This window comes from Sporolactobacillus nakayamae (genome assembly GCF_900113325.1).
GTDB classification, from domain to species: Bacteria; Bacillota; Bacilli; order Bacillales; family Sporolactobacillaceae; genus Sporolactobacillus; species Sporolactobacillus nakayamae.
On record NZ_FOOY01000006.1, the window covers coordinates 19,208 to 40,931 of the forward strand.

Genomic DNA, 21,724 nt, shown 5'->3' on the forward strand with positions numbered 1-21,724 from the left:
TCTCCGCTCTTCGGCTGAACTTTCCACGTGTTCGGTTCGGCTTTTTACTCTTTAGGTGTAACTTTTCACTCGTTAGGTTGGACTTTTGGTCTTCGGTTCGACATTTCCTCTCTTGGGTTCGACTTTGGCCGCGTTCGGTTCGACTTTCCGATGGTTCGGTTTGACTTTTCCTTCGTTAGGTTGAACTTCAATATTCGGCCTAACTCCTTCTCTTATAGGTTTGCTGCGCTTCTTCCGTCAGCCGTTTAGTTATTAAGCTAAATCGCCAAAAATATTATTCCGTTAAGTTTAAAATGATTGACAGGTGAATACCCTGTAATTATAATAGTTACAGGTGGTGTAGGAAATGATCAATACCCGTGTCGCTGTCGCCGTACATATTTTAGCTCTGATCGCATCTAAGCCCCATGAGGATTTGCCATCGGATTATATTGCCGCCAGTGTGAACACCAATCCGGTTGTCATTCGCAGACTTCTCGGCATGCTTAAGAAAGCCGGTTTGATCCAAACAACCGCCGGCAAAGCCGGAGCGTCCTTGACTCGGCCGCCTTCCGACATCTCATTACTTGATGTATTCCGAGCGGTTGAACCGAAAGATCATCTTTTCGCCGTTCATGACAATCCGAATCCGCACTGTCCGGTAGGCAAAAGTATCCGTCACGTGCTTGACGATGCATTTGGCACTGCTCAAGCTGCTTTGGAGCGCAAACTCTCAAGTGAAACGATTGAAACCATCCTTCACCATCTTTTTGAAGAAGAGTGATTTATGCACCAAGTAGGTGTGAAATCGTAAAAGATTAGCGAAATCATAAGCACAACCAAGGCTTCGCTTTCTCTAAAGGCTCAGCGAAGCCAAGTTTTCTAATAAGCAAGCTGTAACTAACTATGTTACACCGATAAGGAGGAGGATTTTCCATGAACATCGCAATTATAGGTGCTGCGGGCAAGGCGGGATCACGCATTGCTCAAGAAGCAATCAAACGCGGCCATCAGGTGACCGCAATTGTCAGACATCCTGACAAATTAGACGATACAAGTCTCAACATTATTCAAAAAGACTTATTCGATCTGACGCGCGGAGATCTGGCAGCTTTTGACGCTATCGTAAATGCTTTTTCAGCGCCGTTTGGTCAAGAAGACCTGCATGTCAAGGCAGGAAGAAAGCTCATTGAATTAGTGACGGGTCTCTCTCAAACACGTCTGATCGTTGTTGGCGGCGCGGGCAGCCTGTTTGTTGATAAAGATCAGAAAACACGTGTCATTGATACACCGGACTTTCCGGATATCTTTAAGGCAACTGCTTCCAATCAGGCAAAGAATCTTGAAGAGCTTCAGGAAACGACTGATTTGAATTGGACCTTTATCAGTCCGTCAGCAGTCTTCGCGTTGGGCAAAAGAACCGGTCATTACAGAACCGGAAAGGATCAACTGCTTCTCAACAACACCGGCAAAAGCTATGTCAGTTGTGAAGATTACGCAGCGGCGCTCATCGACGAAATCGAAGCACCGAAGCATGTTAGAGAACGATTTACTGTAGTTTCCGAAGAAAATTAAAAGCTAATAAATCAGCAGAACACGCAGCTGCGTTGATTCTAAAATAGATTTCAAAAAACCATTAGGAGTGGATGAACATGGCAAAATGGACAATTGATTCAGCACACACAGAAACAGGCTTCTCTGTAAAACATATGGGGCTCTCAAATGTAAGAGGAAACTTCAAGACAACATCAGGCAATGTGACAACTGATTACAGCGGAAAAATTACTGCGGTCGAGGTTACGATTGACGTCGCTAGTATTGATACGCGCATTAAAGATCGTGATGATCACTTAAAAAGCGCCGATTTCTTTGATGCAGAAAAATTTCCGGAAATCAAATTTGTATCAACAAAAGTGACCGCATCTGATGATGGCGACTATGAAATTGAGGGAACACTCACGATCAAGGGAACGAGCAAAGCAGTGACCTTTGAAGCAGAGGTTGGCTCTCCTGTCGACGATCCATATGGTCTCAAACGAAACGGTGCAAGCTTGTCCTTTGCGATTGATCGTCGCGAATACGGCTTAGTTTGGAGCCAATCACTTGCTAACGGCAATCTTGTTGTCAGCAACAAGATCAAGATTAATGTTGAAGCTGAATTTACGCAAAACGCTTAATAACCTGCAAAAAATAAGAGCGGACGGCTTATCCAAGCTGTCCGTTCTTATTTTATTTTTCTTTTCTCACTGCTTTTTCACAACGCTTAATCCATTCGTTTTCAAATTGATCATGGGGGAGGATTCGTTCTTTCAAGTCGTCGATGAACATGACACGCTCTTCGCGGCACCAGTTGAGGCGGCTTTGATAAAGGTTCATATCCAAATCATCTTCATCCCAATAGACCGGAATGACCGATATTTTCGCCTCACTATAGAGGAAAGCGCGCGTGTGACCATCAGTCAGAAAAGCCTCACCCCCATTTTTCTTAATGGGGAGCGGCGCATTGAAGCGCACATTAAGCGGATCAAATAGCTCTTTTAAGCGATCAATTTTATCCTGATCTAAGTAAAGCTGGCTTGGTCGAATCTGGTATAAATCCATTAAAAATGATCTCATGCTGTCAATCTCTTTTCATTTCGTGATTTTTAAAGATCCCTTAGCGATAAAAAACAAATAGATGAAGAGCGCGCTTACTTCACAGAAGAGAATCATCAGCGCCATCGGAAAATACGTATGGCTGCCGCCAAGTCCGACTAGCGGCGAGAGCAACGCGCCAACGGTATTCATGCCCATCCCGAGAATCGCCGATGCACTTCCCGCCGCTCTCCCCTGACTTTGCATCGCTAGCGAGAAAGCCGTTGAGTTGACAAGCCCTACCATTGAAACAACGAGGAAAAGCGGAATCATCACTGCGATTAAATGTGGCGGTTCAAACAATAAGCTCGCAAAAAGCGCAATACTTCCGATTGTCGCTATATAAATACCGGTTCGCAAAATTTTTCGTGCATCCACTCGGCCGGCGAGCAGGCCCGCAAGCTGCGACATAAGCACAATGCCAAGACCATTGGTGGCGAAAAACAAGCTGAATCCCTGTGGTGACACCGAAAACATGTCCTGGAGTACAAATGATGAAGCCGAAATATAGCAGAACATCGCACCCATAACGAGCCCTAATACGAGCGCGTACCCAACGAAGCGGGTGTCGCGAAAAATATGACCCATCGCGGATACGGTCGCGCCAATGCCACCGGAAATCCGTTTTTCGGCAGGCAGTGTTTCCGGTATACAGGTTACAGCTCCAATAAAAAGCAAGAAACCAATCACGCACAGCACGACAAAAACACCGTGCCAAGAAGTAAACCGGAGCACAAAACCACCCAAAATTGGTGCCAATATTGGGAAAATGCCATTAACCGCCATCAGCATTGAGAAAAATTTCGTTAGTTTCGTGCCGGCATACAGATCCCTGGCGATCGCTCGCGAAATCACCATCCCCGCCGCTCCCGCCATCCCTTGAATCAGGCGCAGAACAACGAGCAATCCGATGGATGTGGTGATGGAGCAAAGAAAAGAAGTTAGTGTAAATGTGATCAGTCCGGCAAGCAAAGGAAGCTTCCGTCCAAATTTATCACTGAGTGGGCCTAAAATAAGTTGTCCTACCGCGAGCCCGATCAGACAGGCGGTGATACTTAATTGCGCCATAGATGTTGTTGTCTGCAGATCTCTTGTCAGCGACGGCAAGGAAGGAAGATACATGTCCATTGATAGCGGTCCGAACGCACCAAGTGCTCCGAGTACAAGCACAAAACGGACATGTGCCCCTCTTCCAAGTCCCGGCACCGCCGAAGCTGTTTGTGTTGCTTTCACGTTCAATCAGCCTTTCCATTCACGAAGTTCTTGTGGCTATCATAGCAAAAAACTGGTTGGTGTTGCTGAATTTCAACTAGATAATCGTGGAAAAACCGAACTTGCATTAAGATGCAACGACTTGACCCGTCCATTCAGACGGTTAAACAAGTCCGGTTTGTTCAGGAATTTCCAGCATAATATTCATGCATTGAATCGCCGCCCCGGAAGCTCCTTTGCCTAAATTATCTAATCGTGTCATCAGCATGATTCGATCGTCGTTCCCAAGCACAAAAAGTTCCGCCCTATTTGTATCGTTGCATGCCGTAATGTCGAAACTCCCATCTTCAAGAAATCCTTCCGTCTCATTAGGCATAACGTTTACAAATGGTTCTCCGGAATAATAATTTGCTAAAAAATGACGTATCTCTTCAGGTGAGTGATCTTTAGCTAACTTATTAGAGAATAGTGGAATGCTTACGGCTAGTCCTTTATAATAATCGCAAATAACCGGGATGAGCATTGGCTTATCGTCCAGTCCTGCATACTTTTGAATTTCAGGTAAATGTTTGTGATTTTGACTCAACGCATAGTGTCTCGGGATGTCTAAATGTCGGTCTCTATTCCCACTCTCGTATTTTGCAATCACATCTTTACCACCGCCACTATAACCTGTAACGGAGAAAATAGCTGCCGGATAATTTTTCGGGACAATTCCACCTTTTACTAATGGGGAAAGCGCCAATATTGCCGCGGTTGCATGGCACCCGGGAACACTCACACGTTTCGAATTTTTTATTCTATCTCTTTGGGTTGGGCCAAGTTCAGGTATTCCATATGCCCAATCGTCGTCAATCCTGTGTGCGCTGCTCGCGTCAATGATTCTCGTTTCACTGTTTTCAATGAGCTTTACCGCCTCTTTAGCCGCCTGATCAGGGAGGCATAGAAAAACGATGTCCGCTTCATTCATGTATTTTTTTCTCGTTTCAGGATCTCGTCTTTTTTCATAGTCTATAGTTAAGATTTGTACATTTTGATGCTTCGACAAATAGTCTTTAATTTTTAATCCTGTAGTACCATATTGACCGTCTACATATACACAATACATAACGCGCACAATCCTTTCTTTCGTAGGTCTAAAAAAAAACGGATACGTTTTATCCGTATCCGGTGCTTTAAGTAAAAATAGTAAGCTAATTTAGGGGGTAATAAACCTTACAGTAAGAATACAATTTGTGGAATTCTTACGGAAAGACACTATATGAAACAGCTGTCTCAGAATGAATGATTCTGATGCAGTCGTGTTTCCGCGAGTTTCAATTGTTGCTCAATTTGATGTGGCGCAGTGCCGCCTTCACTTTCACGGGCGCGCATCACATTTTCAGGAAGCAGTGCTTCAAAGATATCCTCTTCAAAAAGAGGACTGAATTGCTTGTACTCTTCCAAATCTAGATCAAGCAAATACTTTTTATTTTCAATGGCATAGAGGACCATTTTTCCGGTGACCGCATGCGCGTCACGGAACGGCAGTCCTTTTTTCGCCAGGTAATCCGCAATATCGGTAGCATTCGAATAGTCTTTTTCAACAGCGTGACGCATCCGATCTTTCTTGACGGTCATGGTCTCAAGGATTGGGGCGAGTAATTTAAGTGCCCCTTCCAGCGTTTTGACGGTGTCAAAAATGCCTTCTTTGTCTTCCTGCATGTCTTTGTTATAGGCAAGCGGAAGTCCCTTGAGCACAGTCAGCAAGCCGACCAAATGTCCAAACACGCGACCGGTTTTGCCGCGCAGCAACTCGGATACGTCCGGGTTTTTCTTCTGCGGCATGATGCTGGAACCTGTGCAGAATGCGTCATCCAATTCAATGAACTGGAATTCCTGGCTGCTCCAAAGCACCATTTCTTCAGACAGGCGCGAGAGATGAACCATGATCAACGAGCAGTCCGCAAGCGCCTCGACGACAAAGTCACGGTCACTGACCGCATCCATGCTGTTTGGGTAGACATCATCGAAATCAAGCAGTTCAGCCACACGACGACGATTGATCGGGAAAGTCGTCCCAGCCAATGCACCGGCGCCAAGCGGCAGAATGTTGATCCGCTTAACGCTATCCTTTAACCGACCTTTATCACGCTCAAACATCCAAAAATAGGCGAGCATGTGATGCGCGAAGGAGATCGGCTGCGCGCGCTGAAGATGTGTGTATCCGGGAAGAATCGTGTCCACATTGGCTTTCGCTTGCTCAAGAAGTGCATATTGCACATCTTCGAGCAAGTCGATCAGAACCTGAGTCTTCTTCCGCATGTACAGGTGCATGTCGGTCGCGACTTGGTCATTTCGGCTGCGTCCGGTGTGAAGCTTGCCGCCGACCGCACCAATTTCATCAATCAGCATCTTCTCAATGTTCATGTGAATATCTTCCATGTCCGTTGAAAAATGTGCTTCGCCGTTCTCTATCTTTTTCAAGATGGCGCGCAGTCCCTGCTGAATGGTTTTTGCCTCTTCTTCTGTGACTACGCCGCATTCTCCGAGCATCTGAACATGCGCCAGACTGCCTTCGATATCTTCTTTTGCTAGTTCCTGATCATATGAAATCGATGCGGTGTAGTCATCAACCAGTTTATTGGTTGACTTCGTAAACCGGCCGCCCCATAGTTTCGCCATGATCTGCCTCCTTATGCACTTCCGCATTCACTTTGGTCGGGAGTCCCCACAGCTTGATGAAGCCTACGGCTGCGTTATGATCAAACGCGTCGCCTGTTGTGTAAGTCGCCAATTTTTCGTTGTATAGGCTTTTTTCCGATGCGCGTCCAACAACGACATGGTTACCTTTGAACAGTTTCACGCGTACTTTTCCGGAAACGACTTCCTGAGTTTGCTTTACAAAAGCCATCAGCGCTTCTCTAATCGGTGAGTACCAAAGACCATCATAGATCACTTGAGAAATTTCTTTATCGATCAACGGCTTGAATTTAGAAACTTCTTTGGTCAGCGTTATCGTTTCAAGTCCCTGATGCGCGTTGATCAGAATCAGCGCAGCCGGATTTTCATAAACTTCACGTGATTTGATGCCGACAAGACGGTTTTCGATATGGTCAATCCGTCCGACTCCGTGAAGTCCGCCAAGCGCGTTTAATTCTTTAATAATTTCGATAAAAGGCTTTTTCACGCCATTTAAAGCAACCGGAAGACCTTTTTCAAATTCAATTTCGATATATTCCGGTACATCCGGTGTTTTTTCAATTGGATTCGTCCAAGCGAACGCTTCTTCAGGTGCTTCGTTCCATGGGTTTTCCAGAACGCCGGCTTCGCACGCACGTCCCCAGATGTTCGCGTCAATCGAGAATGGATTGTCGAGATCAACTGGGATAGGAATATTGTTCTTTTCCGCATATTTAATTTCTTCGTCACGCGTCATGCCCCATTCACGAACCGGTGCAACAACTTTCAGGGACGGATCGAGTGCCTGAATGGCTACTTCAAAACGAACTTGGTCGTTTCCTTTTCCTGTGCAGCCGTGAGCAACAGCTGTCGCGCCTTCTTTATGCGCAACGTCAACGAGTAATTTACCGATGAGCGGGCGTGAAAGACCTGAAGAAAGCGGGTAAACGCCTTCGTACAATGCGTTCGCTTGGAGGGCCGGAGCAAGGTATCCTTCTGCAAGCAATTCTTTCGCATCAACGACATATGATTTGATCGCGCCGACATCAATTGCCTTTTGCTTCACTTTATCAAGGTCTTTACCTTCTTCGCCGACATCAATGCTGAGTGCGATTACATCATAGTTGTACTTGTCTTGCAGATACTTAATGCAGACCGAAGTATCCAGACCGCCGGAATATGCTAAAACGATTTTTTCTTTTGCCATTAGTGAAACCCTCCTGGAATAAATTATTTTTAGAATGTATTTTTCCTAGAATAAGAAAAACTAAAATTTTGCCAACATGCCGCCTCTCTAACGTTTAGGCGTTCTTTTCCAGCAAACATTTCAGAATTGCTTTATGCGCGTGCAGACGGTTTTCCGCCTCATCAAATACAACGGAATGCGCACCGTCAATCACGCTTTCCGTGACCTCTTCACCGCGGTGAGCAGGCAGGCAATGCATGAAGATATGATCCGGTTTTGCTAAAGCGACCAGTGCGTCGTCGACTTGGAAGCCTTTAAAATCATGCAGACGCTTTTCAGTCTCATCTTCATCGCCCATGCTCAGCCATGTATCGGTGATCACGACATCGCAGCCTTCAGCCGCTTCCTGAGGCGAGTTGGTGAACGCGATGGTACAACCATTCTTTGCGCCTCTTGCCTTCGCTGCTTCAAGAATTGCCGCATCCGGTTCGTAGCCTTTGGGGCTCGCGACCGTCATGTCCATGCCGACTGCGGCGGCGCCTTCCATTAATGAGTGCGCCATATTGTTGTAGCCATCGCCGATGAAGCATGTTTTTAACCCTTCAAGCTTGCCTTTATGCTCAAAAATAGTCAATAGATCGGCAATAATCTGTGTCGGATGGTGAGTGTCCGTCAACCCGTTAATCACCGGAACATCGGCGTTAGCCGCTAATTCTTCAACCACTTCATGGCCGAATGTCCGAATCATGATACCATCGACAAATCGTGAAAGCACTTTCGCCGTATCCGCGATCGTTTCGCCGCGGCCAATTTGAATATCTTTGCTGCTTAAGTATAACGCAGAACCACCGAGGTGGTACATACCTACTTCAAATGCCACACGCGTTCTCGTTGAGGCTTTCTCGAAGATCATCGCGAGCGTCTGACCTTCTAAGAAATGGTGCGGAACGCCTTGCTTTTGCATCGCCTTAAGCGCAACGGCCGTTTGTAAAAAGGTCTTCAATTCGTCTTCTGTAAATTCGGCAATCGTTAGAAAGTCTCTGCCTTGTAGTGTTGAAGCCGTCTCGTTTGTCAAATTACTCACTTCCCTTTATTCGTCATATAGCTTAAATCCCGATATTCATCCAATGTGTGCACTTCCGGTGAAGGTTCGCCCTTAGCCGCCGAGAGTGTTGCTTCTATCGTGTCTAAACAAGTGTAGACAGGTACTTGATAGCGAAGTGCAAGCGCCCTGATCTTAAAACCGAAGGATTGCCTGTTGCGCCCTGCCGTTGGAATATTAAGCGCAGCAGTTATCTCACCGCTCGCCATTTGTTTGGCCACTTCCGCTTCTTCATCGCTTACCTTTATTGTTCGAATACCCGCTTTAGCGTAGTAATCCGCAGTTCCAGGTGTCGCCAAAATGTCGAAACCGCAACTTTCAAGCTTTTTAATGAGCTTCAGGCTCTCACTTCTCTGATTATCCGTCACCGAACAGAACACTGCTCGTTTCGTCGAATTTAATGAAAAAGGATTGGCCTCGTTCAGATAAACACCCTTCATAAAGGCTTCCTCAACTGTCCGACCCATGCCAAGCTGTTCGCCTGTCGATTTCATTTCCGGTCCCAGCACAGGATCGACGCCTTTCAGTTTCGTAAATGAGAATACCGGAGCCTTCACCGCATAAAAACCCGGCCGCGGGCAATAGCCATTGGCGAGATCCAGTTTGTTCATACTTTGACCCAGCTGAACACTCACCGCTTTTTCAACCATCGGAATACCGGTCACTTTGCTTATGATCGGAACCGTCCGTGAAGCGCGTGGATTCACTTCGAGTACAAACACTTTCTCCGCTGAAATCACGAACTGAATGTTGATCAATCCCTTAACATTCAGGCTTTGGCAGATCTTACGCGTATCTTCTGCAATTTCATCCTGTACCGCTTGGCTGAGGCTGAAGGATGGAAAAACAGCGATGCTGTCGCCTGAATGGACACCCGCGCGTTCAACATGTTGGAAAATGCCGGGAATCGCTGTCGCTTCCCCGTCGCTAATCGCGTCGACTTCGCATTCTACACCGGGCATATATCGATCGACCAGTAGAGGAAATGACTGCGCATTTAAATTGCGTTCACTGTTGATATAGGCATCGAGTTCCTCTGAGTGATGGAACAAGAACATGGATTGCCCGCCGATTACGTAAGACGGACGAACAAGTATCGGATAGCCGAGCTGTTCACCTGCCGCAGGCAAGTCTTCAAGCTGATGAACCGTTTTTCCTTGAATATGAGGAATGTCGAGCGATTGCAAAAGTTCATAGAATTGCTCCCGATCCTCAACACGGTCGATACTTTCAGTTGATGTACCAAGCACCTTGATGCCGGCCTGTTCCAGTGCTTTGGCCACATTTACGGCTGTTTGGCCGCCGAACTGGACAAGCGCGCCTTGAACCTTTTCCTTCTCCGCAACATGCAAGATGTCTTCAATCGCCAGCGGTTCGAAATATAACCGATCGGCAATGGAATAATCGGTGCTGACGGTTTCAGGATTGTTGTTGATCACAATCGCTTCATAACCGTTCTTCTTCACCGCCATTGTTGCTTGCACCGAGCAATAATCGAATTCAATGCCCTGTCCGATTCGGATCGGCCCTGAACCGATGATCAGAATCTTCGGCTTGTCACTGACAGGCGCTTCATCTGCGCCGAACCATGTGGCGTAATAATAAGGTGTCTGCGCTTCAAATTCTCCCGCACATGTATCAACCAAGTGATATGAAGGCGAAAGGCCGGCATCCGTAACGCGCGCGTCAATATCTTTTAAAGAAGTATTGAGCAGCTGTGCAAGACGCTGATTTCCAATGTTCATCCATTTCGCTTTTTCGAACTCAGCAACGGTTATTTCGAACAGACTTTTTTCGGCAAGTTCTTCTTCAAAAGTAACAATTCCGTAAATCGCGTTCAAGAACCACGGATCAATCTCAGTAGCCTGATTGATGTCTGCGACCGACCGTCCTCTTCGGAAAAGTTCACTGATCGCGAGCAGCCGCAAATCCGTCGTATTTCTCAGGTGTTCCTCGAGAACATCGTCCGATTGTTTGCTAAGTGCCTTACTTTCAAGTCCGGTAAAGCCCATCTCCATGGAACGAACGCCTTTATTCAGTGCCCCTTCAAAAGTCCGATCAATGGCCATGACTTCTCCGGTCGCTTTCATCTGAGTCCCGAGGCTTCGATCAGCCTCGGTGAACTTATCAAAAGGAAAACGTGGAATTTTCACGACAATGTAATCAATCGCCGGTTCAAAGGATGCGTAAGTCGTCCCTGTAATCGGATTTAAAATTTCATCTAAGTGGAATCCAATCGCACATTTGGCCGCCATGCGTGCAATAGGGTATCCTGTCGCTTTAGAAGCCAGCGCCGACGACCGGCTCACACGCGGATTCACTTCAATAATCGCATAGTCATCTGAATTTGGATTTAAGGCGAACTGAATATTGCAGCCGCCGACGATCTTCAGCGCGCGAATGATTTTCAGCGACGCGTTTCGCAACATTTGATACTGCACATCAGACAACGTCTGCGAAGGCGCTACAACGATGCTGTCTCCAGTATGAACACCAACCGGATCCATGTTTTCCATATTACATACAATAATGCATGTGTCGTTGGCATCGCGCATGACTTCATATTCAATTTCTTTCCAGCCCTTAATGCTCTGCTCAATCAGCACTTCATGAATAGGACTGAGCGTCAAACCACGGTGAAGCACAAGATTAAGATCCTGTTCGTTATAAGCAAAACCACCGCCGGAACCGCCGAGCGTGTATGCCGGACGAATGATGACCGGATAGCCGATTTTATTAACAAAAGCCAGACCGTCATCATAAGAGCGAATAATTCTGGAATCAGGAATCGGCTCCTTGATTTCAAGCATCAGATCCTTGAATAATTCCCGATCCTCTCCATGTTGGATCGAATCGACTGAGGTGCCAAGCAGTTCAACATTGTATTTTGCAAGAATTCCTTGTTCATAGAGAGCAACTGCAAGGTTCAGACCGGTCTGTCCGCCCAAGGTACCAATGAGTCCATCGGGACATTCTTTAGCAATAATCTTTTCAATTGTCGCAATCGTTAATGGCTCAATATAGGTTCGGTCGGCGATCTGATCGTCGGTCATAATGGTCGCCGGGTTGTTGTTAATCAGGACAACCTCGATACCCTCCTCTTTAAGAGCGAGGCAGGCCTGCGTACCGGCATAATCAAATTCTGCCGCTTGCCCGATCACTATTGGGCCGGAACCTATGACGAGCACTTTTTTAATGTCAGTACGTAACGGCATGAGTCACTTCACCTTTGTTCTGTTTAATCATATCAATAAATTTCAAGAAGATCGGGTGGGTATCGTCCGGTCCGGGATGCGCTTCCGGATGGAACTGAACCGTCTCAATTGGGAGCGTGTTGTGGCTCAATCCTTCTACCGACCCATCGTTAACATTAAGATAGCTGATGGAGAAATTTTGCGAATTCACGCTTTCCTTCTCGACCACATAGCTGTGATTTTGCGAAGTCATCCAAACTTTTCCCGTTTTCAATTCCTTAACCGGATGATTGGCACCGCGGTGACCGAAAAGCAGCTTGCCTGTCTTCGCACCATAGGCAAGTGCAATCAGCTGATGACCGAGGCAAATGCCAAGCGTCGGATAACTCGACGTGATTTTCTTAATCTCTCCAAAAAGCGGCTGCAACTGAATCGGATCACCCGGTCCATTGCTCAGCATTACCCCGTCCGGATGCAATTCCGCAATGGCTGCGGAACTCGTATCAAAAGGAACGACCGTTACCTTGCACCCTTCAGCCAGCAGCGCCTTCAGCATTGATTTCTTATAGCCATAATCGAACAGTGCGATATGCGGCCCTTCTCCTTCGTAGACCGTCATTTTGCTTGTCGAGACTTTGGCGACCATATCCTGAGGCAACGGCTGCTTCCAGTCAATCAGAGAAAAATCAGGAGAGTCACTGATGGCAGCTTTCATTGTCCCGCGCTCACGCACCGCTTTTACCACAGCACGGGTATCAATAGTCGCAAGTCCCGGAACACCTGATTGCTTCAACCATTCATCAACTGTTTTAATGGATTGATAATGGCTCGGCAGCTCGCAAAGATTGCTGAACAGCACGCCCTGCATTTGGATCTTGGCATTTTCATTATCATGCAAATTGACTCCGTAATTTCCAATCAGCGGATAGCAGAACGTCATGATCTGTCCCGCATAGGATGGATCAGTCATAATTTCTTGATAGCCGGTCATACTGGTGTTGAAAACAAGTTCGCCAATCACAGATGAAGAAGCGCCAACGCGTACCCCCGGGAATAGTTGGCCCGACTCCAGAAGCAGATATCCTTTTTTCATCATCAGCAGCCTCCTAATTATTGTTCTTTTAATACATCGTCAAAAGCTTCGATAAATTGATCAATTTCCGCCTCGTTGGTCACAAGCGGCGGTAAAATACGCAGTACATGCTTGCCTGCCGTCAGAATGAGCACGTGATGCTTCTCTCTCATTTCATTGACAATATCTATAGCCGGTGCGGATGTTTCCACGCCGATCAAAAGGCCAAGACCGCGGACAGCAATCAATTGATTCGCGTATTTTTCTTTAAGGTTAGTCAATTTCTGGTTAAAATAAGCCGCGTTCTTCACACATTGAGCAATAACATCTTGTTTCTCAAAGGTTTCGATGGTCGCCACTCCTGCCGCCGTTGAGAACGGATTGCCGCCGAATGTCGATCCATGGGTCCCCGGGGTGAGCAACTGGGAAATATGTTTTTTTGCTAGGAATGCTCCGATCGGAATCCCTGAGCCAAGCGCTTTGGCTACTGTCAGAATATCCGGTTCAATGTCGTACTGTTCATAGGCAAAAAGCGTGCCGGTTCTGCCCATACCCGTCTGCACTTCATCGACAATCATCGGAATGCCTTTTTCCTTGCACACAGATGCGAGCTTCTGAACCCATACTTTATCCGCAGGAATCACTCCGCCTTCGCCTTGAACCATTTCCAGCATGACAGCGATACATTCGTCATCCGTTGCAATGGCATCGATATCTGCTTCATCATTATAAGGAAGGTATTTGAATCCGGAAACAGGGGTTCCAAAACCACTGTGTATTTTTTCCTGGGCGGTTGCCGCCATTGTCGCGAGCGTCCGACCGTGGAAGGAGTGATCAAAAGTGACAATATGTCCCTCCGGTTTGTTCAGCACTATAGTCGCGTAGCGGCGCGCCAATTTAATCGCGCCTTCATTTGCTTCCGCCCCGCTGTTACCAAAGAAAACCTGGTCACAGCATGTGCGATCAGTCAGCATTTTCGCGAGTTTCTCTTGCGGTCCGATATGATACAAATTGGAACAGTGCCATAGTGTATCGAGCTGCTTCTTCAGAGCTGACTCTACAGCATCCGGAACATGGCCAAGTGCGAGAACAGCAATCCCAGCTGTAAAATCGAGATACTTTGTTCCTTCACTGTCCCATACATAAGTTCCCTTGCCTTTTTCAATAGTAATTGGAAAACGTCCATAAGCACTCATCACCGGTGCGATTTTTTCTTCCGACTTTGTATTAAGCATGGAGTACTTCCTCCTCAAGGAATATTTTTGTTCCGACTTCAACGCCCTTAGTATAATCAACCAGACATTCCGGCATCATACCATTCACAATGACAACTTCCTGGACGTTATTCTTTAAACTGTCCACCGCTGCCTTCGCTTTCGGAATCATGCCACCGCTAATTTTCTTGGATTCAATCAGCCGCTCAATTTCCAGATCGGAAACTTGTTTCAGTCGTGTAAGTGTCCCATCTTTTTCAACGAGGATGCCAGGGACATCACTGATGAAACATAGTTTCCCATTTAATGCCGCTGCAATCGCAGAAGCCGCCTGATCGGCATTTATATTGTAATGTTGACCCTTATCGTCCATGGAGATCGGCGAAACAACCGGAATATATCCTTGCTCGCAGAGATTGGTGATTATCGATGAATCCACCGAAGTGATCTCACCGACATAACCAAGCTTGGAAAGCGCCAGCGGTTTGGCCTTGAACAGTCCGCCGTCAATGCCGCTTAATCCAAACGCTTTGCCGCCGGAAGCGCCAATTTTGGAAACAATTTGTTTATTCATCGTTCCGCTAAGCACCATCTCCGCAACGTCGAGTACTTCCTGAGTCGTCACCCGAAGACCATGATGAAAAACCGTCGGGATAGCTAGTTTATCCAGCATCTGTGAGATTGCCGGACCGCCGCCATGCACAATGACCGGCAGCCACTCGCCCTCCGCCTGGATCGCCTGTATGCTTTTGAAAAAGGCCGGAGTCAGTCGTTCAAAAACGCTTCCTCCACATTTAATCACCAGATAACGGTTCATTGTTGTCCTCCTAACATCATTTTCTCTCACGAACGATAAGATGCATTAATTTTCACGTAATTATAAGTAAGGTCGCAGCCCCAAGCGACCGCTTTACCAAATCCTTCACCAAGCTTGGTTTTAATGACGACGCTATCGCCGTCTAAATACGCCTTCGCTTGTTCCTCATTGAAGTCAACCGGCATGCCGTCCTTGAAGAGGACAAAATCGCCAAGTGCCATGGACACTTTGTTAGTATCGAAGTGTTCACCGCTGTACCCCATGGCGCAAATCACGCGGCCCCAATTCGCGTCACTGCCGAATACTGCCGTCTTCACGAGACTTGAGCCAATAATGGATTTGCTGATGATTTCAGCGGAATGATCATCCTTAGCTCCGCTCACCTGCACCTCAATCAGCTTCGTCGCACCTTCGCCATCCCCGGCAATGAACTTAGCAAGACCTTGACACACATGCTCCAGCCCATTCAGGAACGTTTGCCATTCCGGATGCTGCTCGTTCAGCTGATGATTCTCAGCCTGACCATTTGCCAGCAGCAGCACCATGTCATTCGTACTCGTGTCGCCGTCAACGGTGATTCGATTAAATGTTTGATTAACAACTGATTTCAGCGCTAAGCTTAGTGCGTCGGGTTCCACCGCCGCGTCGGTTGTCACAAATCCAAGCATGGTAGCCATATTCGGGTGAATCATCCCCGAACCCTTGCACGCGCCGCCGATGGTCACCTTTTTGCCGTCAATTTCGAACTGAACAGCAAGGTGTTTCGGTTTCGTATCCGTTGTGAGGATCGCTTCTTCGAATGGTGCTTCAGGTGCGTCTAAGGCGATACCTGTAATACCATGCTCCATTTTATCCATGGGCAGCTGCATACCGATGACTCCTGTTGAAGCTACACCGACAAGATGATCGGATATGCCAAGATGTTCGGCCATCCACTTTCTCGTCATGAATGCATTGTCGATTCCTTGCTCGCCCGTACATGAATTGGCGCTCACCGTGTTCACCAGGATTGCCTGAAGTTTCTTTTCTTTTGCAATGCCGGCCTGAGTAACTTGCAACGGTGCTGCCTGAAACACGTTCGTCGTGTAAACGCCTGCCGCCGAGGCAGGAACTTCTGAATAAATCCAGCCCATATCCGGACGTCCTGTTCTCAGTCCTATATTCTGACCGCCTGTTTTAAAACCGTTCGGCGATCCGACACTGCCATCCTCTATATGAATGATTTCTGTTTGCTTATGATACGTTTCTTCCATTTCTCTCGCCCTCTCACGGATAGATCGGGGTGAACGCGAGTCCCGTCTGTTCATCCCAGCCCTTGATAATATTCAGATTCTGCACTGCCTGACCGGCCGCACCTTTAACCACATTGTCGATTACTGAAACGATGGTGAGACGCCTGGTTCGTCCGTCGACATTCAATCCGATATCACAGAAATTTGAGCCCAGCACTTCTTTTGTCGCCGGCCAAGTTCCAAGCGGCCTGATCCGAACAAAAGGCGATTTTTCATAAAACTTTTCGTAGTGTTCCAATAACTCTCGTGTTGAAAATCCTTTTTTCAAGTTCGCGTATGTGGTGCATAACAGCCCGCGCGTCATCGGGATCAGATGAGTGGTAAATGTGATCGCATTTTTTTCTCCGCTGATCTCTGAGATCATCTGCTCAATTTCCGGCGTATGCTGATGCTGACCAAGCTTATAGGCCAACACACTCTCATTGACCTCGCAGAACAAATTGCCCAGCGCTGCTTTTTTTCCTGATCCGGAAACGCCGGACTTCCCATCGACGATAATTGATTGTAAATCAATCACGTCGTTTTTCAGCACAGGCGCGAGACCAAGCAATGCGGCTGTCGGATAGCAGCCGGGATTCGAAATGAAGGTTGCTCCCTCAATCTGCTGTCGGTTAATCTCCGCCAATCCGTACACCGCGTCATTCAGCAATACCTGTTCAGCAGGGTCCTTATGATACCAGTCCGCATAGTCCTGCGGATTCTTGAGCCTGAAGTCCCCGGAGAGATCAATACAGATCAATCCACGTTTTAGGCATTCAGGAAGCAGATCTTTGCTGACGCCGGCAGGGGTCGCAAAGAACACGACATCCACTCTTGCCGCAAGTTCATCCGCATCAAATTCTTCCAAGGTTTTTTCAACAATACCGTTTAGATGAGGATAGATGCTTTGAATCTCCATGCCTTGCGTCGAATGAGCGATCAGCATCTCCAATTTGATTTGCGGATGATTCAGCAACAGGCGGATCAATTCCACACCGCTGTATCCATTTGCGCCAACAATTCCTGCCTTCACTTGTAAAGCCTCCAATAACCTGTTGATTTTCATTCGGTGTCTTATTAACGCTTCAGAGAGATAAATTATAATGATAGAAAAAGTCCACGAATAAGGTGTCCGACGTAAAAATAAAAAACGCCCGCCTCTTTTCATAAAGAAAAGAGACGAGCGTTGATCACTATGCCCGCGGTACCACTCTGGTTATTCCCATATATGGACGTTCAAAAATGATTAATCCAAAAGGGAATCTGCTTAAGACTCTGTAACGGGAGTTCCCGGACAACCCTACCTATTATTCAGGCTGCCGCCTCCGAAGTGCGGTTCACAGTTTCACTGCACCGGCTCTCATCAACCCGGCTCGCTTGAGCAGCGATTCACTGTTACTCTCTTCTTCACTGGTTTTCGTAAATAATTAGTCACTATTTCTAACTTATGTGATATTCATTATACCTTGTTCACTAAATATGTCAATCCTTATTTGCAAATTATTTTGTAGTTAATGTGTTTTCGCTTCACAAGTAATTTATTCCGCCGCCCAATCTTTTAGAAGCACTTATTTTTGTGAAATTCTGGGCTTGCCCCCGCTGACAGAAATGCTGTAGCGAAAGGTGAATATGATATAATAAAAAGGCTTGTTTAAAAATGAATATACTCCTGATTTAAGGTTGGTGACGTTCTTGATTCATTTATTGATCGCGGTTATTCTTGGCGCTGTTGAAGGGTTAACCGAATTCGCGCCGGTTTCTTCAACCGGGCATTTGATTCTCGCTGCTGATTTACTTCACTTTAGAGGCGATACCGCAAAAACCTTTGAAGTTATTATTCAATTGGGATCCATTATGGCAGTAGTTGTCCTCTATTGGAAAAGACTGTGGAGCCTCTTTGGCTTCTACAAAAACGATCCTAAAAGCGGACCTGAGCATCTGAATCTCCTGCATATCATTGTCGCAGGTATTCCCGCCGGGGTTCTCGGCATTCTTCTGCATGATTTCATTAAAAATGTTCTTTTCTCGCCACAAAGCGTTCTCGTTGCTCTGGTGGTCGGAGGTATTTTAATGATCATTGCCGAAAAGATCGCTGCAAATCACGTCGGCGCCGGAACTAAGGAATTGTCCTATGGTCAAGCCTTTGTCATCGGACTATTCCAATGTCTGTCACTCTGGTCCGGATTTTCACGTTCCGGATCGACCATCGCAGGCGGAATTATCGCCGGTGTTGAACGAAAAACAGCCGCGGAATTCTCGTTCATTCTTGCCGTACCGATGATGATCGGTGCAAGTGGCGTCGATCTTATAAAAAGTCTTGAGTTCCTGCATGTCAGTGATATCCCGCTCTTTGTGGTCGGTTTTATCACCGCGTTTATCGTAGCGATGCTCGCTATTGTCTTCTTCCTTAAGCTATTGCGACGATTCACTCTTGTACCTTTCGCGATTTACCGATTTATTCTTGCAGCAGTATTTGCACTCTATTTAATTTTCTAAGATTGTTTCCAATGAAAAATGGCCGGAGAGATGTGTGATCATTCTCTCCGGCCATTTTTCAAACCTATAAGTTAATTCGCGTATTCTGGGACATCAAAGATTAAGCTGTATTTGGAGATCGTACTGTACATGCTGTCAATCATTGGAGTCTGCTTGACCGCCCAACCAACATCTGTTGCGTATTGATGTGCGGCGCTCCCTACAACAAGCGCCTCTGGGTTCCAACGCATCTTATACAATGTATCTTGGCGGTATGTAGCATTGTAAACATAATATTTCGCAATCCAGGCAGCTCCGCCTTCGATCGCTTTCGCAGGCGTGGTCCACCCTTGCTCGTAAGCATATTTCGCACCGCTGTTAACAGCACTTCCGTCATACGCGCCGATACCGAACATGTTATAAACCGTTGTACCATTATAGTTGACACCATTAGCCAGCGTCGAACTGCCGTTGCCTGTCTCAAGCAGAGCATGGGAAACAAGATACACTTCATTCACTTTGTTCACATTAGCCGCGCTTATGAAAGCTGCGCCCTGTCCTGACAAGATCCCTCTGCCGCTAAGCATCTTATTCATATCACTCAAGGAAACGTTTGTTAGCGACGACAGCTGCAAAAATTGGTAGTACTCAATACTGCCCTTGGTAAAGTTTTTCGGATTGAGATACTGCGCTATAGAAGAACTGCTGTTCACGTTTTGTTCCTTCGCCAGTGCTTGTCCAAATGACAGCGGATAAGTGGTTGTTATATAAGCTGCATTGCCATCCTGAATGGTCGTTGTCGTTTCGTCTTTCAAATAGTCTCCGTAAACATAACCATCTTTTCCATCATAGCTGACTTTCTTCCAGCCATCCGGAGCGTCGGCAAGCATCTCTACAAGGGTACCCGCCTTAAGTACACCGTAACTTTTATATGACGTTCCGGGGCCTTGTCGAAAGTTCACGCCTGTTGTTATTAATCCCATTGTCTTCGACGCTTGTGATCCGGACGAATCGCTATCCGACGAAGCGTCACTTGATGTGTCGCTTGACGGCTTTTTCACAAATTCAGCCGACACGTACGCCGTGCCGCCGTTGTATTTGATTTTCAGCCAGTCACCCTCAGTTCCTACGACTTCCACACTGCTTCCTTTTTTCAACGTTGTCAGCAATTTACCCGAGGTCGATGCACTCGATCGAACATTCAGATTCGCCGTTGTCGTTCCGGTATACAGCACCGTCTCGCTCGTGCTGTCAGATCCGGAGCTGTTCTCGCTTGACGGCTTCTTCACATAGTCTTTCGATACATACGCCGTGCCGCCGTTGTACTTGACCTTCAACCAGTCACCCTCGGTTCCTACGACTTCCACACTGCTTCCTTTTTTCAACGTTGTCAGCAATTTGCCCGAGGTCGATGCACTCGATCGAACATTCAGATTCGCCGTTGTCGTTCCGGTATACAGCACCGTCTCGCTCGTGCTGTCAGATCCGGAGCTGTTCTCGCTTGACGGCTTCTTCACATAGTCTTTCGATACATACGCCGTGCCGCCGTTGTACTTGACCTTCAACCAGTCACCCTCGGTTCCTACGACTTCCACACTGCTTCCTTTTTTCAACGTTGTCAGCAATTTGCCCGAGGTCGATGCACCGGAGCGGACATTCAGGTTTGCCGTTGTTGTTCCGGTATACAGCACTGTCTCGCTCGTGCTGTCAGATCCGGGGCTGTTCTCGCTTGACGGCTTTTTCACATAGTCTTTCGATACATACGCCGTGCCGCCGTTGTACTTGATCTTCAGCCAATTTCCGCTCGTGCCTACGACTTCCACACTGCTTCCTTTTTTCAACGTTGCCATAATTTTGTTTGATGTTGACGCGCCGGAGCGGACATTCAGATTCGCCGTTGTCGTTCCCGTGTACAGAACGGTTTCATTGGAACTGTCGGAGCTCGACGTGCTGCCCGCATTCTTCACGTAATCGCCGGACACGTACGCCGTGCCACCGTTGTACTTGATTTTCAGCCAGTTGCCGCTCGTGCCTACGACTTCCACACCGCTTCCTTTTTTCAACGTTGTCAGCAATTTGCCTGAGGTCGACGCACCGGAGCGGACATTCAGGTTTGCCGTTGTCGTTCCCGTATAAAGTGTTTGTGTGCTTGCCGGCGCACTCGTTTCAGAGGCTGAACCTGTTTTTATGTAATCTGCCGAAACATAGGCAGATCCATCTTTGTATTTAATTTGAAGCCAGCCGTCGCCTGTTTTCCCGGTAACCGTCACAGTTGTTCCTTTCGTCAACGTCTTTAGAACCGTCCCATTTGTTGAAGGTAACAGCCGCACATTTAAATTCGCTGAGGTCACACCTTGGTAATTAGTTACCGATTGTATCGACAATGTCGGCGTGGCAGTTGCTGTCTCAGATACACGTTCTACATAATACCCGTCAACATAGGCAGTACGACCTTCATATTTGATTTTCAGCCAATTTCCTTTTTCACTCTTCTTGTCTATGCCAACTACATCAAAAGTCTGATTTTTCTTCAACATACCGATTTGTTGCTGCTCTGTGCCGGGTGTGCTTCGGATATTCAAATTCGTTTTTGCTTTTCCCTGATACGCTTCAAATGTATCCGCTGAAGCATGAGAAGGTACTCCTGCGACTGCGGCAACAGCCGCCGCTGCTGCGAACGTGCCGACAATAGTAAAGTTACGATTTGGGCTCAATGTAAGCCACCCCCGAATATGATAAATGATATATTATATTTTTACTATTATATCGGTAAGATATGGAATTTGTTTAATGGGTTAAGCTGATATAACGGTATTTTTTTAATAGTTCATCGTCAATAAGCGTTATTTAATAGGTGTCAAGGCACGGGTATATTATTACATTGGCAGTAATGCAAACGTTTTCTAA

General features: G+C 46.8%; 17 protein-coding genes and 1 other annotated feature. Of the genes, 4 read left to right on the top strand and 13 right to left on the bottom strand.

Translation table 11 applies throughout. From position 1 onward, the window contains the following. Nucleotides 1-346 precede the first annotated feature (346 nt). From BM003_RS04695 to BM003_RS04705, 3 genes are all read left to right on the top strand, one after another. On the top strand, nucleotides 347-763 hold the full coding sequence (locus tag BM003_RS04695) for an Rrf2 family transcriptional regulator (RefSeq protein ID WP_093670628.1): 417 nt from the start codon (nucleotides 347-349) through the stop codon (nucleotides 761-763). Between the two features lie 152 nt (nucleotides 764-915). After that, on the top strand, nucleotides 916-1,554 hold the full coding sequence (locus BM003_RS04700) for an NAD(P)-dependent oxidoreductase (RefSeq protein ID WP_093670630.1): 639 nt from the start codon (nucleotides 916-918) through the stop codon (nucleotides 1,552-1,554). A gap of 77 nt (nucleotides 1,555-1,631) precedes the next feature. Further along, the gene (locus BM003_RS04705) at nucleotides 1,632-2,156 is read left to right on the top strand and encodes a YceI family protein (protein WP_093670632.1); all 525 of its coding nucleotides are present in this window, start codon (nucleotides 1,632-1,634) and stop codon (nucleotides 2,154-2,156) included. Between the two features lie 52 nt (nucleotides 2,157-2,208). On the opposite strand, the gene BM003_RS04710 is transcribed toward BM003_RS04705, so the two are convergent. The 12 genes from BM003_RS04710 to argC (BM003_RS04765) form a co-directional block, all read right to left on the bottom strand. Beyond that, nucleotides 2,209-2,595 carry a hypothetical protein gene (locus BM003_RS04710; protein WP_093670634.1) on the bottom strand — a complete coding sequence of 129 codons (387 nt, stop codon included), beginning with the start codon at nucleotides 2,593-2,595 and terminating at the stop codon, nucleotides 2,209-2,211. 15 nt (nucleotides 2,596-2,610) lie between these two features. Further along, nucleotides 2,611-3,846: a multidrug effflux MFS transporter gene (locus BM003_RS04715; RefSeq protein WP_177184640.1), complete on the bottom strand. Its 1,236-nt coding sequence runs from the start codon at nucleotides 3,844-3,846 to the stop codon at nucleotides 2,611-2,613. 142 nt (nucleotides 3,847-3,988) lie between these two features. Further along, complete coding sequence (argC, locus tag BM003_RS04720) at nucleotides 3,989-4,933, bottom strand: N-acetyl-gamma-glutamyl-phosphate reductase (RefSeq protein ID WP_093670638.1); 945 nt, start codon at nucleotides 4,931-4,933, stop codon at nucleotides 3,989-3,991. A gap of 167 nt (nucleotides 4,934-5,100) precedes the next feature. Next, the gene (gene argH, locus BM003_RS04725; protein WP_093670640.1) at nucleotides 5,101-6,489 is read right to left on the bottom strand and encodes an argininosuccinate lyase; all 1,389 of its coding nucleotides are present in this window, start codon (nucleotides 6,487-6,489) and stop codon (nucleotides 5,101-5,103) included. Continuing rightward, entirely contained in the window at nucleotides 6,446-7,693 is a 1,248-nt protein-coding gene (locus BM003_RS04730; RefSeq protein ID WP_093670642.1) for an argininosuccinate synthase, read from the bottom strand. Before BM003_RS04730 ends, argH begins: the two co-directional genes overlap by 44 nt. A 94-nt stretch (nucleotides 7,694-7,787) precedes the next feature. Further along, nucleotides 7,788-8,747, bottom strand: a complete 960-nt coding sequence (argF, locus tag BM003_RS04735) for an ornithine carbamoyltransferase (protein ID WP_093670644.1) — start codon at nucleotides 8,745-8,747, stop codon at nucleotides 7,788-7,790. Between the two features lie 5 nt (nucleotides 8,748-8,752). Next, nucleotides 8,753-11,989, bottom strand: a complete 3,237-nt coding sequence (carB, locus tag BM003_RS04740; protein WP_093670646.1) for a carbamoyl-phosphate synthase (glutamine-hydrolyzing) large subunit — start codon at nucleotides 11,987-11,989, stop codon at nucleotides 8,753-8,755. After that, nucleotides 11,973-13,061 (bottom strand): carbamoyl phosphate synthase small subunit, encoded by a 1,089-nt coding sequence (locus BM003_RS04745; protein WP_093670909.1) that lies wholly within the window; start codon nucleotides 13,059-13,061, stop codon nucleotides 11,973-11,975. The genes carB and BM003_RS04745 overlap by 17 nt, the downstream gene beginning before the upstream one ends. A 17-nt stretch (nucleotides 13,062-13,078) precedes the next feature. Continuing rightward, nucleotides 13,079-14,275, bottom strand: a complete 1,197-nt coding sequence (locus BM003_RS04750; protein ID WP_093670648.1) for an aspartate aminotransferase family protein — start codon at nucleotides 14,273-14,275, stop codon at nucleotides 13,079-13,081. After that, nucleotides 14,268-15,071: an acetylglutamate kinase gene (argB, locus tag BM003_RS04755; RefSeq protein WP_093670650.1), complete on the bottom strand. Its 804-nt coding sequence runs from the start codon at nucleotides 15,069-15,071 to the stop codon at nucleotides 14,268-14,270. The genes BM003_RS04750 and argB overlap by 8 nt, the downstream gene beginning before the upstream one ends. A 26-nt stretch (nucleotides 15,072-15,097) precedes the next feature. Next, on the bottom strand, nucleotides 15,098-16,324 hold the full coding sequence (argJ, locus tag BM003_RS04760) for a bifunctional ornithine acetyltransferase/N-acetylglutamate synthase (protein ID WP_093670652.1): 1,227 nt from the start codon (nucleotides 16,322-16,324) through the stop codon (nucleotides 15,098-15,100). Nucleotides 16,325-16,337: 13 nt separating this feature from the next. After that, complete coding sequence (gene argC, locus BM003_RS04765) at nucleotides 16,338-17,375, bottom strand: N-acetyl-gamma-glutamyl-phosphate reductase (RefSeq protein ID WP_093670654.1); 1,038 nt, start codon at nucleotides 17,373-17,375, stop codon at nucleotides 16,338-16,340. Nucleotides 17,376-17,514: 139 nt separating this feature from the next. Further along, nucleotides 17,515-17,762, bottom strand: a binding site (T-box leader). A gap of 272 nt (nucleotides 17,763-18,034) precedes the next feature. Between argC (BM003_RS04765) and bacA the strand changes: the two genes are divergently transcribed. Then, a complete protein-coding gene (gene bacA, locus BM003_RS04770) occupies nucleotides 18,035-18,838 on the top strand; it encodes an undecaprenyl-diphosphate phosphatase (RefSeq protein WP_177184641.1) in 804 nt (267 codons plus the stop codon). A 71-nt stretch (nucleotides 18,839-18,909) separates the two neighbouring features. Here bacA and BM003_RS04775 read toward each other — a convergent pair whose 3' ends face one another. Continuing rightward, the gene (locus BM003_RS04775; protein WP_093670656.1) at nucleotides 18,910-21,531 is read right to left on the bottom strand and encodes an SH3 domain-containing protein; all 2,622 of its coding nucleotides are present in this window, start codon (nucleotides 21,529-21,531) and stop codon (nucleotides 18,910-18,912) included. Nucleotides 21,532-21,724: the final 193 nt, after the last annotated feature.